The sequence below is a fragment of the Nonomuraea sp. NPDC003727 genome, assembly GCF_053586935.1.
In genome coordinates this window covers 1-13,251 of the sequence record NZ_JBSFNE010000035.1, presented here as the reverse complement: position 1 = coordinate 13,251, position 13,251 = coordinate 1, and the positions used below count along the sequence as shown (strand labels likewise).

General features: G+C 72.2%; 16 protein-coding genes. 10 read left to right on the top strand and 6 right to left on the bottom strand.

What is annotated here, in order from left to right; translation table 11 throughout:
- Positions 1-213 precede the first annotated feature (213 nt).
- The 3 genes from ACWDLG_RS43280 to ACWDLG_RS43270 form a co-directional block, all read right to left on the bottom strand.
- Complete coding sequence (locus ACWDLG_RS43280; RefSeq protein ID WP_449931215.1) at positions 214-1,587, bottom strand: Dyp-type peroxidase; 1,374 nt, start codon at positions 1,585-1,587, stop codon at positions 214-216.
- A 106-nt stretch (positions 1,588-1,693) separates the two neighbouring features.
- The gene (locus ACWDLG_RS43275) at positions 1,694-2,929 is read right to left on the bottom strand and encodes an alpha/beta family hydrolase (RefSeq protein WP_449931213.1); all 1,236 of its coding nucleotides are present in this window, start codon (positions 2,927-2,929) and stop codon (positions 1,694-1,696) included.
- A 56-nt stretch (positions 2,930-2,985) separates the two neighbouring features.
- Positions 2,986-3,975, bottom strand: a complete 990-nt coding sequence (locus ACWDLG_RS43270) for a serine hydrolase domain-containing protein (RefSeq protein ID WP_449931211.1) — start codon at positions 3,973-3,975, stop codon at positions 2,986-2,988.
- Positions 3,976-4,160: 185 nt separating this feature from the next.
- Here ACWDLG_RS43270 and ACWDLG_RS43265 point away from each other — a divergent pair, with 185 nt between their 5' ends.
- Entirely contained in the window at positions 4,161-4,541 is a 381-nt protein-coding gene (locus ACWDLG_RS43265; protein ID WP_449931209.1) for a hypothetical protein, read from the top strand.
- Here the strand turns inward: ACWDLG_RS43265 and ACWDLG_RS43260 are convergent.
- Complete coding sequence (locus tag ACWDLG_RS43260) at positions 4,517-5,011, bottom strand: DUF523 domain-containing protein (RefSeq protein ID WP_449931207.1); 495 nt, start codon at positions 5,009-5,011, stop codon at positions 4,517-4,519. The two genes, ACWDLG_RS43265 and ACWDLG_RS43260, sit on opposite strands and share 25 nt — an antisense overlap.
- Before the next feature lie 4 nt (positions 5,012-5,015).
- Positions 5,016-5,177 carry a DUF6069 family protein gene (locus ACWDLG_RS43255; RefSeq protein WP_449931205.1) on the bottom strand — a complete coding sequence of 54 codons (162 nt, stop codon included), beginning with the start codon at positions 5,175-5,177 and terminating at the stop codon, positions 5,016-5,018.
- 120 nt (positions 5,178-5,297) lie between these two features.
- On the opposite strand from ACWDLG_RS43255, the gene ACWDLG_RS43250 reads away from it, so the two are divergent.
- The 9 genes from ACWDLG_RS43250 (at position 5,298) to ACWDLG_RS43210 (ending at position 12,087) form a co-directional block, all read left to right on the top strand.
- Positions 5,298-5,660 (top strand): hypothetical protein, encoded by a 363-nt coding sequence (locus ACWDLG_RS43250; RefSeq protein ID WP_449931203.1) that lies wholly within the window; start codon positions 5,298-5,300, stop codon positions 5,658-5,660.
- 61 nt (positions 5,661-5,721) lie between these two features.
- On the top strand, positions 5,722-6,105 hold the full coding sequence (locus ACWDLG_RS43245; protein WP_354916465.1) for a hypothetical protein: 384 nt from the start codon (positions 5,722-5,724) through the stop codon (positions 6,103-6,105).
- 31 nt (positions 6,106-6,136) lie between these two features.
- Entirely contained in the window at positions 6,137-6,766 is a 630-nt protein-coding gene (locus tag ACWDLG_RS43240) for an SRPBCC family protein (protein ID WP_449931200.1), read from the top strand.
- Positions 6,767-7,047: 281 nt separating this feature from the next.
- On the top strand, positions 7,048-8,307 hold the full coding sequence (locus ACWDLG_RS43235) for a CynX/NimT family MFS transporter (RefSeq protein WP_354916470.1): 1,260 nt from the start codon (positions 7,048-7,050) through the stop codon (positions 8,305-8,307).
- On the top strand, positions 8,304-9,140 hold the full coding sequence (locus tag ACWDLG_RS43230; RefSeq protein ID WP_449931198.1) for a metal-dependent hydrolase: 837 nt from the start codon (positions 8,304-8,306) through the stop codon (positions 9,138-9,140). Before ACWDLG_RS43235 ends, ACWDLG_RS43230 begins: the two co-directional genes overlap by 4 nt.
- A 57-nt stretch (positions 9,141-9,197) precedes the next feature.
- Complete coding sequence (locus tag ACWDLG_RS43225) at positions 9,198-10,376, top strand: amidohydrolase (RefSeq protein WP_449931196.1); 1,179 nt, start codon at positions 9,198-9,200, stop codon at positions 10,374-10,376.
- 62 nt (positions 10,377-10,438) lie between these two features.
- The gene (locus ACWDLG_RS43220) at positions 10,439-10,654 is read left to right on the top strand and encodes an RNA polymerase subunit sigma-70 (RefSeq protein ID WP_449931194.1); all 216 of its coding nucleotides are present in this window, start codon (positions 10,439-10,441) and stop codon (positions 10,652-10,654) included.
- Positions 10,655-10,656: 2 nt separating this feature from the next.
- Entirely contained in the window at positions 10,657-11,196 is a 540-nt protein-coding gene (locus ACWDLG_RS43215) for a Clp protease N-terminal domain-containing protein (protein ID WP_449931192.1), read from the top strand.
- A 327-nt stretch (positions 11,197-11,523) separates the two neighbouring features.
- The gene (locus tag ACWDLG_RS43210) at positions 11,524-12,087 is read left to right on the top strand and encodes a GNAT family N-acetyltransferase (RefSeq protein ID WP_449931190.1); all 564 of its coding nucleotides are present in this window, start codon (positions 11,524-11,526) and stop codon (positions 12,085-12,087) included.
- A gap of 67 nt (positions 12,088-12,154) precedes the next feature.
- Here the strand turns inward: ACWDLG_RS43210 and ACWDLG_RS43205 are convergent, their stop codons facing one another.
- Positions 12,155-13,051 carry an RNA polymerase sigma-70 factor gene (locus ACWDLG_RS43205; RefSeq protein ID WP_449931188.1) on the bottom strand — a complete coding sequence of 299 codons (897 nt, stop codon included), beginning with the start codon at positions 13,049-13,051 and terminating at the stop codon, positions 12,155-12,157.
- Positions 13,052-13,251 lie beyond the last annotated feature (200 nt).

The window sequence follows — 13,251 nt, the reverse complement described above, 5'->3', positions numbered from 1 at the left end:
GGCCTGATCCGCACAGGCCTCCGCAGGCCGTGGATCCCGTACCGCCCGGGGCGGCCGGGCGAGGGACGACCCGGGGACGACCGGGCGGGGGACGACCCGGGGGACGGACGGGCGAGGGACGACCCTGGGGACGGACGGGCGAGGGACGACCCTGGGGACGGACGGGCGGGGGATAGCCCGGGGTACGGCCGGCCGTACCCCGAGCCGGGAGGGTCAGAGGGCGCGCAGGTAGGCCAGGGAGGGCATGAAGAAGTACTCCCCGCCCCGCATCGTGACCGTCTGAGCGACCTGTGCCTGCGGCGCCGACTGCTCCGGCCTGCCCCAGACCTTGGGGAAGGCGACCTTGATGTCGCGGACGCCCTGCCCGATCACCGGGTCGTGCCCGGTGCCCGGGTTGAGGAAGTCGGCGTTGTCGGCCCAGTCGCGCTGGGTGAACTCGAACTGGTTCTCCAGGCTCGAGTTGAACGCCATGAACAGCAGCCCCACGCCGCCGCTCGGCCTGGTCTCCGGCGGTGCGTCGTCCCACGGCCGGTCGGCGCGCTCGCCGTAGGTCTGGCCGCGCCGGGCCATCAGCACGTTCCTGATGCTGTCGAACCGGGGGTTGGTCTTGCGGATGTGGCCGCTGAACGGGCACCTGTCGCCGGTGTCGGCGTCGAAGGTGAAGTCGTTGCCGACCGGGCCGCCGCCCGCCCTGGCCTTCTCCGTGATCGGGGTGCCGTCCTTGAAGCGGCCGACCAGCATCGCGCCGGCCCGGTCGCGGTCGGCGCCGGTCAGGCGGAGGGCGTCGGCCAGGTCCCGCTCGATCTCCTTGAAGGCCCTGACGTCCTGCTCCAGCTTGCGGAAGACGAAGTAGCTGCCGAAGTGCCGGTTCGCGTCGGGCGCGAACGGGTCGGCGACCAGCACGTTGCCCAGCGGGAAGGCCGGGTTCCAGTGCTTGCGCGGCTCCTTGGCGACCTCGTCGGCGACGAACAGCGGCTGGCTGCGGCCGTCGACGTAGCCGAAGTGCTCGATGCCGTCGCCCGCCGGGTTGCGCATGCCGGCGCCGGTCTCCTCGCCGAGCACCCGGGCGGTGCCGGGCAGCTGGCCGAGGATCTCCTTCCTGAGCTTGGCGACGGGCTCGGGCCGGGCGTCGCCGATGAGCACGACGGCGTGGATCTCGCGCTGGTAGGCCGCCTCCCACTCGGTCACGGCAGGGTCGTTGACCTCGGTGATCCTGCGCTTCATGCCGTCGCGGAAGGCGCGGTCGCCGAACCTGCGCAGGTCCTCGACGCTGTGGCCGAGGTCGCGGTAGCCGGCCTTGCTGATGCCGATCCCGACGTACGGCGTGCCGGGCCGCCCGTCCTTGCCGAAGGCCCGCACCTCTTCAAGGTGCTTGCGGGCGGACTTGAGATGCCTGGTGGCAATTGTCCGTAAAAAGCGCTTGCCATCTGAAATGTCGTTGAATCTGATGAAAAGGAGAGAAAGGTGCTCGCGAACATGAGCGCGCAGGATGTTCGGCTGGAGATTGTCGAGCATCTCCTTGGTGTCCGCGTCGAGCGTGGCCGAATCCCAGGCCAGAGGTCGTGCGTTGGTGAGGTCGACAGGCATGTGCCGATTTCCTTCCCCGTAGCGATGTGTCGCCGGGCCCCCATGTCCGGTGTCACTGTTTGACTCGGGAAATCGGCAAAAGGTTTGGATCATCCTGTCGAGGTGCTCAACGGTTGAGATGCCGCGCGAACCACGCGCTCGCCAGCTCGGCCACCACCTGGAGCGTTCCCGGCTCCTCGAACAGGTGCGTCGCGCCGGGCACGATCTCCAGCTTGTTGGGGCAGTGGAGCTGCTGCTGCGCCGCGCGGTTCAGCGACAGCACCGTGTGGTCACGCTCGCCCACGACGAGCAGCGTCGGCGCGGTCACCTCGCGCAGCCGGGCGCCCGCCAGGTCGGGGCGGCCGCCGCGGGAGACGACGGCGGCGACCTCGTCGCGCAGCTCGGCGGCCGCCCACAGCGCCGCCGCCGCGCCCGTGCTGGCGCCGAAGAAGCCGATCCGCGCCGCGGGCATCCGCCGGCGCACCCAGGCCGTGGCCCTGAGCAGCCGCTCGGCCAGCAGCGGGATGTCGAAGACGTCCTCGTCCTGGCGGGTCAGGTCGAACAGCAGCGTGCCCAGCCGCGCGTGGTTGAGCGTGGCGGCGACCTGCTGGTTGCGGGGGCTGTGCCGGCCGCTGCCGCTGCCGTGCGCGAACACCACGATCCCGCCCGCCCCCTGCGGCACGGTCAGCTCGACCTCGCCCACGAAGACGTCGGCGTCCGACAGCGTCTCGTGCGGCACGCCCGAGGACGCCCGGTCGAGCAGCTCGATCACCTCGTCCTCGCTGACCTGGTCGAAGTTCTCGTACCACTGCGAGATCGCCCGCAGCCCCTGCGGCTCGCTCAGGCACACCACCTCGTCGGCCTCGGGCAGCACCGTGCCGGGTGCCCGCACCGGCACGGCCACGACCACCTTCGCCGCCCTGTGCGCCCTGGCCACCGCGCACGCCGCCCGCGCCGTCGCACCCGTCGCGATGCCGTCGTCGACCACGATGACGGTACGGCCGGCCAGCGGGACCCTCGCCCGTCCCGCCCGCAGCCGCTCGGCCCGCTGCTCGATGACGGCGCGCTCCCGCTCGGCCACCCGCGCGGCGTCCTCGGGTGTCACGCCCGCCGCCCGCATCAGCGACTCGTTCTCGACGCGCACGCCGTCCTCGCCGAGGGCGCCGAACCCCAGTTCCGGCCGGCCCGGCACACCCAGCTTGCGCACCAGCGCCACGTCCAGCGGCGCGTCGAGCGCCCTGGCGATCTCGAAGGCGACGGCCACCCCGCCGCGCGGCAGCCCCAGGACGACGGGATCCTCCTTCGCCAGATGCCGCAGCTGGGCGGCGAGCCGCCGCCCAGCGTCCGCCCGATCGATGAACATGCCATGGAGCTTCCCCGCCGTCCGGGTTTGACACCGGACGCCCTGGTGAAGCGGGGTCAACTCGTGACGCGCGCCGCCAGCAGCCCGTCCAGGACGGCCTGGGTCGTCTCCCACACCTCGGGAGAGTCGTAACCGCCCGCGGTGGTGACCACGACCAGGCCGAGATCGCGGTGGACGACCAGGCGCTGGCCGCCGTTGCCGTTACCCGCCACGAACGGCGGGCTGCCCGTGCCCAGCCACCACTGGTAGCCGTAGGCGGTGCCCTCGTCGACCTCCACCTTCGGGCGCAGCGCCCTGCCGAGCCACGAGGCGGGCACGACGCCCGCGCCGTCGTCCAGCACGGCCTGACCGATCCGAGCCAGGTCGCGTGGCGCCAGCCGCAGGCCCGAGGCGGCCGAGTGCACCCCGTCGTCGCCCGCCAGCCACTCGAAGGCCCCGATGCCGAGCGGCTCGAACAGCCGCCTGCGCGCGAACTCGGGCAGCGGCAGGCCGGAGCCCTTGACGATGAGCCGGGCCAGGAGCGCCGACGCGCCGCCGCAGTAGTGCCAGCGCCGTCCCGGCTCCTCGACGATCGGCCGCTCCAGGACGAAGCGGTGCCGGTCGGGCGCGAGCTCCATCGCGATCTCGCTGTTCTCCGGCGTCGTGTACGGCAGGTCCTCCCGCCATTCCAGGCCCAGCGTCATGGTCAGCGCGTGCTCGACCTTCAGCGCCGCCCTTCGCGGGTCGGCGGCCAGGTCGGAGTACTCGGGGAAGTGCGCGAGCAGCGGCTGCTCAGGATCGGGCACCAGGCCGTCGGCCAGCGCGATGCCGTACAGGAGGCCGACGACGCTCTTGGTGACCGATCTGATGTCGTGCAGCGTGTCGGGGCCGAAGGTCACCACGCCGAGGGAGACGTTCCACGAGTGGTCCTCGCCCGCGCCGTACCGCTCGAACAGCAGCGCGCCGTCCTTGAGCACCACGAGCCCGTGCAACTCGCCGAACCTGGCCGCGAGCCGCTCCTCCAGGTCCGGTGCGAACCCCGCCTCGCCGGGGCTGATGTGTTTCATCGGCTTCATGGTGCCAGGACCTATGGGCTGACACGGTGTCAGGGTCAAGCCCACGCGGAGAAGGGAAGGGTGGGGTCGGCGCCGGACCGCACCGGCACCCGGGAGTACTGGTACGCCCCCGGGCGTAGCGGCGATGCCCACGACGGGCGGATTGCGGCGGCGGCCGTGCTTGCAAGCGTGGAAGCGTGAACAGCCTCAGGAAGATCCTCGGCGCGCTCGCCGCCGGCTACGCCCTCAGCTTCTACCTCGGCGCGCTGCTGCACGCCGGCGTGGCCATCGGCCCGGTCGCCGAGCCGGTCATCGTGCCCGCCGTCATCGTCGAGACCCTCTGCGGCACCGCGCTGGTCACCGGCGCGTACGGCGCGCTCGCGGCCAGGCCCTGGGCCTGGACGGGCCTGCGGCTCGGCCACGCCGTCGCGCTGGGCGGCGTCCTGCTCGGCGTCGTCGCCCGCACCCTCGACGCGGGCCAGTCGACGCCGCTCAACGACTGGTACCACCGGATCATCGCCACCCTGCTCGTGCTGGGTCTGGCGGGATCCCTCTACGCCTCGAGGGCGCGCAGGTAGTCGCCCGCCTCGGCGATGTGGTCCTCGGTGAACACCTTGATGCCGTGCAACTCCAGCAGGCTGGCGGTGACCCCCTGGCCAGGGGTCCTGCGGCCGCGGAAGGTGCCGTCGTAGATGGTCAGCGCGCCGCAGGACGGGCTGCCCTCCTTCAGGACGGCCATCTTGATGCCGAAGGAGCTCGCGGCTGTGAGAGCGCCCTGGGCGCCGGCCAGGAAGGCGCCGGTGACGTCGCTGCCCTCGGTGTCGAGCACGCGGGCGGCGCCCGCCAGCACGGCCGCGCCCCCCGCGCCGCCCTCGATCTCGGCAGCCGGCCGGGGCGTCGGCAGCCCGCCCTCGACCTCGGGGCAGAAGGGCACCAGCCTGCCCTGCTCGCGCCACTCGGCGAGCAGGGCGTCGGTGCTGGTCTTGGCGCCTCCGTCGTAGCGCACACGGCGGCCCATCAGGCAGGCGCTGACCAGGATTCGTTCCACTCCATCAATCGTAGGCGCCGCGCTCAGGGGATCGCCCGGCGGCCCTCGCGACCCCCGCGCTCCGCAGCCCGGGGATGAGGACGGCGGCCACGGCCAGGTGCATGAGCGCGAGCGCGCCCTTGGTGCCGCCCGACGCCTCCGCCGCGACGATCGGCAGGAAGGACACCAGCCCGCGCAGCGCTGACCGGTTCGGGCGGCGGGCGTCGCGGCCGGCACTCCGCGCACGCGTGCGCCGGGTGCCGGACGGTATCGAGACCGGCAGGGGCGCGCGGTAGCCTGTCCCGCGATGAACACCACCCTGGCGACCTGCGTCATCGTCGGCTCCCTGCTGCTGGCCCTGACGAGCCTCATCGTCGCGATCCGCAACCGCGCGATGGGCATGGTCCTGCTGATCGGCTTCGCCGTCCTGGAAGTGGCCGTGCTGGCCCAGGCGGGCGTGGCGATCGCCGCCGTCGCCGCCGGGCAGGGCCCGCAGGACAAGGCCACGCTGTTCGGCTACCTGGCCGGCACCGTGCTCATCCCGCCCGCGGGCGCGTTCCTGGCGTTGGCCGAGCGGAGCAGGTGGGGGTCGGCGATCCTGGTCGTCACCGGGTTCGCGATCGCGGTGATGACCGGACGGCTGCTGCAGATCTGGCAGGGCGTGGCATGACGGCGAGCGGACCGCGCTCCCGCCGGGGCCGCCGGGCGGGCACGGCGGGGCGGGGCGGCGCGTGAGCGGGCCCACCGGCATCGGCACCGGCCCGGGGCGGGCGCTGCTGGCCCTCTACGGACTGTTCGCGCTGGCCGCCGGGTCGCGGGCGGCCGTGCAGATCCTGACCAAGTTCGGCGAGGCGCCCCTGGCGTACTCGCTGTCGGCCTTCGCCGCCGCCGTCTACGTCCTGCTGACCGTCGCCCTCGCCCGCGGCGCGCGCCGCCTGGCCCTGTGGGCGCTCGGCATCGAGCTGGCGGGCGTCCTGGTCATCGGGACGGCCAGCCTGCTGGCGCCGTCGGCCTTCCCGCACGACACGGTCTGGTCTGCCTACGGCAGGGGCTACCTGTTCATTCCGCTCGTGCTGCCGCTCGTCGGCCTCTACTGGTTGCTGCGCAGGCGTTAGCCGGCCGCCCTTCTGGGCAGTTCGGGATGCCATGAGCACCATCGAACATTCAGTTGACGTCAAGGTTCCGGTCTCCGTCGCCTACAACCAGTGGACGCAGTTCGAGAGCTTCCCCGAATTCATGGAGGGCGTGGAGTCGGTCAAACAGGTGACCGACACGCGTACGCACTGGCTGGTGGACATCGCCGGGGTCACCAGGGAGTTCGACGCCGAGATCGCCGAACAGCACCCGGACGAGCGGATCGCATGGCGCTCGGTCGACAAGCCGCACCAGGCCGGTGTGGTGACCTTCCACCGGCTCGACGACACGACCACCAGGGTCACGCTCCAGATGGAGTACGACCCCGAGGGCTTCCTCGAGACCGTCGGCGACTGGCTGCAGATCGTGCGCGCCCGCGTGCGCGGCGACCTCGAGCGGTTCAAGGACTTCATCGAGTCGCGCGGCGGCGAGACCGGCGCGTGGCGCGGTGACGTGCCGGGCAGGCATCAGCGCGGCTCCAGCGCGGGCACGGGCTACGGCGAGCCGGCACCGCCGAACGTCGTCGGCGGTGACGGCTACCCCCGTGAGCCCCAGCTGCCCCCGCCCGGCCCTGGACCGGTCCCGCCCGCCGGTCGCCGTCCCGGCGAGGAGCCGCCGCCGGCTCCCGGCCCGATCCTCTAGTCGCTTGTCGTACGGGGTCGCGTGACCACGCGGGCGCGTGGGGCGTCGTCGCACAAGGGCCCCCGGGACGTCGCCGCGTGAGCCCGCCGGTACGTGACCTGGCGAGAAGCGCATCCCCCGCCCCCATCCCGCCCTCCGGGATGGGGGCTCTTTCGTGCGCGCGCGGCCTCCGCCGTGCCGCGCCGTCTCATGGGTCAGGAATAAACGTTTGTTTCAGTCCTGTTAGGCTGGTGACTCATCAAGTCATCCCATGATTCAACGACTGGAGGAATCGGTCCAGCATGAGCGTGCTCACCCAAGAGTCCAGAGGCGGCAGAACCGGCTCGTTGGCCTGGCTGCTCGTACTGGGAATCGTCCTCGCGGCGCTGAACCTGCGCACCGCCGTCACCAGCGTCGGCCCCCTGCTCGACCGGCTGGCCGCAGGCCTCGGCATGTCGAGCGTCGGAACGGGACTCCTCACCACCCTGCCCGTGCTCGCCTTCGCCACGGTCGGCGCGATCACGCCGTCCCTCGCCCGCAGGATCGGCGAGCACCGCCTGCTCCTGCTGGCGCTGGTCACGCTCGGCGTCGGGCTGGTGGTCAGGGCGTCGGTCGACTCGGCCCCGGTCTTCCTGCTGAGCAGCGCGGTCGCGCTGTCCGGCGGCGCGATCGGCAACGTGCTCATCCCCACCCTGATCAAGCGCCACTTCCCCGCCCGCGCGGGGGCCATGACCACCGTCTACACCACCGCCCTGGCGGTGGGCACCATGCTCGCCGCCTCCGCCACCGTCCCGATCGAGCGTGCCGCCGACGGCAACTGGCACGTCGCGCTCGGCGTGTGGGCGGCACTGGCGGTCGTCGCCGCCATTCCGTGGCTTGCGCTGTTGCGCAGTGAGCCGGAGCGGGACACCACCAGGTCGCAGGCGAGCCGCGGTCGTCTGGTGCGCAGCAAGCTGGCGTGGGCGGTGGCCGTCTACTTCGGCACCCAGTCGATGATCGCCTACATCATGTTCGGCTGGCTGGCCAAGATCCTCACCGACAGCGGCTACACCACCGGCCAGGCCGGGATGATCCTCGGCGTCTTCACCGCGCTGAGCATTCCCGTCTCCCTGGTGCTGCCCTCGCTGGCCACCCGCTTCCGCGACCAGCGGCCGGTCGTGGCGGGGCTCGTGGGCTTCTACGTGGTCGGCTTCCTCGGCCTGTGGTTCGCCCCGTCGTCGACCGCGTGGGTGTGGGTGCTGTTCGTGGGCATCGGGATGGGCTCGTTCCCGCTGGCGCTGACCATGCTCGCGCTGCGCACCCGCACCGCCGAGGCCACCGCCGCGCTGTCTGCCTTCGGACAGAGCGTCGGCTACCTCATCGCCGGGGCGGGCCCGCTCCTGGTCGGCGTGCTGTACGAGGTCACCGGCGGGTGGCAGGTGCCGTACCTGATGATGCTCGCCGTCGTCGGCGTCCAGCTTCTCACCGGCTGGTACGCCGGGGGCAACCGCTTCCTCGAGGACGAGGGCGCCCGCCGCCCCGTGCCGGCCGAGAAGGAGAAGGCTGAGACCATAGCGGTGTGAGATCCACTGTTGTCACTTTCCCGCAAGGCCAGGTCAGCGGCCGTTCGGAGATCGTGGGGTCCGTGCCGGCGGGGGTACGGCACGGCCTCGTCACCGCTTCCACTCCCTTCCACCCGCTCGACCACACCTGGCCCGACCAGCCCGCCGATCGCGGCACGATCGGCGGGCTGCCCGTCGTCGACTGCGTGACCGGCGCGGTGTCGGCCGAGGGCGAGGTCTTCCTCGGCGAGGACATCCCCGTACGGCGGGGCACCGACGGCTGGCAGTGGCTCGTCGTGCACGTCACCGAGGCGCCGATCGAGGTCGGGACCGAGGTCCACCTCGAGGTCGACGCCGCCCACCGCCGGGCGCTGTCGGCCGGGCACACCGGCTGCCACCTGGCCGCGCTGGCCCTCAACGCCGCGCTGGCGGGCCACTGGCGCAAGGAGGCCAGGCTCGACGCCCTCGGCCACCCCGACTTCGACCAGAGCGCGATCACCTCGTCGCGGATCATCCCCGACGGCAGCGTGGACGAGTACCGGCTGGGCAAGTCGCTGCGCAAGAAGGGCTTCTCCGCCGAGGGGCTCGACCTCGACGAGGTCGCCCGGCGGGCCGACGACACGCTCAAGGAGTGGATCGGCGCCGACGCGCCGGTCTGGATCGACGTGCCGGACCAGGGGCTCACCGCCCGCCGTACCTGGCACTGCGCGCTGCCCGAGGGGGAGGTCTCCATCCCGTGCGGCGGCACGCACGTGAAGCGCACCTCGCTGCTGGGCGCGGTGAGCGTGGCGCTCACGCTGTCGCCGGACGGCAGCGCGCTCACGATGCGCACGACGGTCGCGCCCGCGGGCTGAGGTCCGAGGCCGCTGCCCGCGTCCTGTGCGGGGCATAGCGGTATACCATTAACTCCCATGACGACCGAGCTGCTGCTGCGCAACGCCAACCTCTGGGGCGCGGGCCCCGCCGACCTGGTGATCAGGGACGGCCGCATCGCCGAGATCGGGTCCGGGCTCCAGGGCGGCGCGGCCGCCGTCGAGGACCTCGGCGGCAAGCTGGTCATCCCCGGCCTCATCGACGGCCACGCCCACATCGACAAGACGCTGTGGGGCGGCCCGTGGACGCCCCACAGCTCCGCGCCCGGCCTCATGGGCAAGATCCGCGGCGGCCAGGAGCGCCGTCCCGAACTCGGCATCCCCAGCGCCGACTACATCTCCGCCCTCCTGGCCAACATGATCACGCTGGGCACCACCCACGTCCGCACGCACGTGGACGTCGACACCCTCATGGGCCTGGACGCCGTCCACGCCGTCCGCGAGGCGCTCGCGCGCCACGAGGGCCGCATCACCGCCCAGCTCGTCGCCTTCCCGCAGGCCGGCCTGCTCATCGCGCCGGGCACCGACCGCCTGCTGGAGCAGGCGCTCGAGCAGGGCGTCGACCTCATCGGCGGCCTCGACCCTGCCGGTCTCGACAGCGACGCGGTCAAGCACCTCGACATCGTGTTCGGCCTGGCCGACAAGCACGGCGTCGGCGTCGACATCCACCTGCACGACCGCGGCTCGCTCGGCGAATGGCAGTACCGCCTCATCATCGAGCGCGCGAAGGTCCTCGGCCTGCGCGGCAAGGTCACCGTCAGTCACGGGTTCGCGCTCTCCGACGCTTCGCCCGCCGTACGGGCCGAACTGCTCGACGGGCTGGCCGAGGCGGGCGTCGCCATCGCCTCCATCGCCCCGCCGGGCCGGGCGATGCCGCTGAAGGAGCTGGCGGCGGCGGGCGTGCCGATGACCCTGGGCAACGACGGCGTGCGCGACCTGTGGAGCCCGTTCGGCACCGGGTGCATGCTCGACCGCGCGCTGCTGCAGGCCCAGCAGACCGGTCCGCTCGACGAGGACGTCGAGCTGGCCCTCGACGCGGCCACCTACGGCGGCGCGCGCGTCACCGGGCTGGACAGCTACGGCCTCGGCGTGGGCGACGTGGCCGACCTGGTCGTGATCGAGGCCCGCAACGCCGCCGAGGCGGTCTGCGTCCGGCCCGCCAGGTCGCTGGTGCTGAAGGCGGGCCGGGTCGTCGCCCGCGACGGCGCTCTCGTCTGACACGAGGCCGCTCTGTCAGCTTGGGTTGACAAGCGGGTGCTTGTCAGCACATGCTGACACTCATGAACGTCACCGAGCTCGCCGAGGCGGCCGCCGACAGGGACCCCGGCGTGGGGCTCGCCGCGGTGGCGGCCCTGCGCGGCCTGCTGGAGGAGCTGGAGGCCGTCCACGTCACCAACGCGCGGGCACAGGGCTGGTCGTGGGAACAGATCGCCGACGCGCTGGGCGTCAGGCGGCAGTCCGCGCACCGCAAGCACGCCCGCAGGATCGGGAGGTAGCCGTGTTCTCGATGTTCGAGAGATTCACCGAACCGGCCCGCCGTGCCGTGATGCGCGCCGGGATCCTGTCCATGGACGCGGGCCGTACCGCCCTCGCCCCCGACCTGATGCTCCTCGGCCTGGCCGAGGAGCACCCGCTGCCCCACCTGCCCGCCGCCGAGACGCTGCGCCCGCACCTCGACACCGGCCGCACCCGCGAACTGCTCGCCGCCATCGGCATCGACGTCGACGAGGTACGGCGGCGCACCCGCCACGGCGCCGACGACCCCGCCCGCTGGCGGCTCGGCCGCTCCCGCGTCAACCCGCTGCGCGTCACACTGTCGGGCCCGCTCGGCATGCTGGCGCTCGAGCCGCACGCGCGGAAGGTCATCGAGGTGGCGATGTGGAAGCCAGGTCCGGTGACGGGCGAGCGGCTGCTGTGGGGGCTGCTGGCCGACGGCGCCGACGGCACCGCCGCCCTTCTGCGGCGCTGCGGAGCCGACGTGCCCGCGCTGGTGCGGGCCGCGGGCATCCCCGTCCACCGGCCCCGCCGTACCGCCTGAACCGACCCCTCGGTGGCCGCCAGTCCGCCGCCTGCCCCACCCCCGCACCTCAGAGCGATCCTCGCCTCGGCCGTCACGGCACACCGCAAGCTCACGACGTGAGGCGGGCTGCCTGGCGTCGCCACATACGACGCGGAAATCGACCGCAGCGTCACCGAGCAGGCCGAGAACCAGCTCCTCACCCCGCGGGCGTGGAGAGCTCTGACTAGCCGTACGACCTGGAGCGGGTCACAGAGATCGGCCCCTCTCGTCGAGGTGGTGCTTTCACGCGGGGGCGCGGGGTCGCGGATGAGAGATGATCAGTTGAATCTTTCAGGGAGGGCCTTGATGAATGTCACCTTGTGGGCAGACGCGACGCCGTCCGCCTCCGCGCTCTTCCTGCGCCCCTGGAATGATGGCGACGTCGAACCGCTGATCAAGGCCTATCGCGATCCCACGCTGCGTCGTTGGACGAGGCTCCCGGTCGAGAGCGTCAAGGATGCGGCGGAGTGGCTGGAGCTCCAGAGACGTGGCTGGGAGACCGGAGAACGGCTGAGTTTCGCCGTGCATGACGATCATCCTGGCACCGACGGAATGCGGTTGGTCGGCAACGTGGTCATGAAGCGGACCGGTCCCGGCAAGGAATCCGCGGAGGTCGGCTACTGGACGGCAGCGCATGCCCGTGGCCTGGGCGTGGCCCCCCGCGCTCTCGAAGCGCTCACCACGTGGGCCTTCGACGTCTTCGCGGTCGAAGGCCTGGAACGTCTCGACCTGCTCCACCAGGTGGACAATCTCGCCTCGTGCCGGGTCGCGGAGAAGGCGAGATACCAGTATCACCAGGTCCTTCCGGCTCGGCCGCCTTTCCCGAGGGACGGCCACCTGCATGTACGACGGGCCGACACTCCTGCTTGACGGCTGGAGATCGCCGCCCGTCCGCGGTGTCGCAGGCAGCGACCACCGCCCGGGACCCGGGCTCCGGTCAGGCGGGGCGGAGGTGGCCCAGCTTGTCGGGGTTCGCGATGAGGTAGATCGTGTCGATCTTCCCGTCCGAGATCGCCAGCGACACCACCGTGACCACGCGGCCCGCCGCGCTCAACACCGCTGCGGGCGCCCCGTTCAGTTCGGTCACCGCCATCGCGAGCTCCGCCTGCGGTTGCGCGCCGACCGACGCCATGAACTTGTCCATCTCGCCAGGCCTGCCGACCGAGGCGAGGAAGCGGGCCACCTTGTCCTGGCCGACCAGTACCCTCAGCGGCGCGCGAGCCTTGCCGCCGCCGTCGCCGACCAGCGTCACCTCCTGCGCCAGCAGCGCGATCAGCCCGTCGAGGTCGCCGCCGGCCGCCGCCTCGAGGAACCGCGCGGTGATGTCCCGCCGCCGCCCCCGGTCGGCGTCGAACCTGCGACTCCTGTCGTGCACGTGGTCCCGGGCCCGCTTGGCCAGTTGCCTGGTTGCCGCCTCACTCCGGCCGATCACCTCGGCGATCTCGGGGAACGGCAGGTCGAACGCCTCCCGCAACACGAACACCGCCCGTTCGAGCGGCGACAACGTCTCCAGCACCACCAGCAGGGCCAGCTCCACCGTGTCGGCGAGCTCGGCGCGTTCGGCCGCGTCCGGCGTGGTGCCGATCGGTTCGGGCAGCCACGGCCCCACGTAGGACTCGCGCCGGGACCGCGCCCACCTGAGCCGGTCGACGGCCAGGCGCGAGGTGACGCGGATCAGGTAGGCCCTGGCGTCTTCGACCGTCTCGTGCTCCACCCCCGCCCACCGCAGCCACGCCTCCTGCACCACGTCCTCGGCGTCGGCGACGCTGCCCAGGATCCGGTAGGCCACCCCTGTCAGGAGTTTGCGATGATCTTCGAAAACTTCGATCGACATGGACAGAGCCTGGCACGGCGCCGATTCGTGGTCGGTGGCGGATTCGGCTACACTGTCCAACATCGCAAGGGGCTATAGCGCAGTTGGTAGCGCACCTCCATGGCATGGAGGGGGTCAGGAGTTCGAGCTCGCGGATGGTCTTGATGTCGGTCAGGAACTCAGCCATGGCCCGCATATGCCCTCCCTGTCCGAAGTGACGC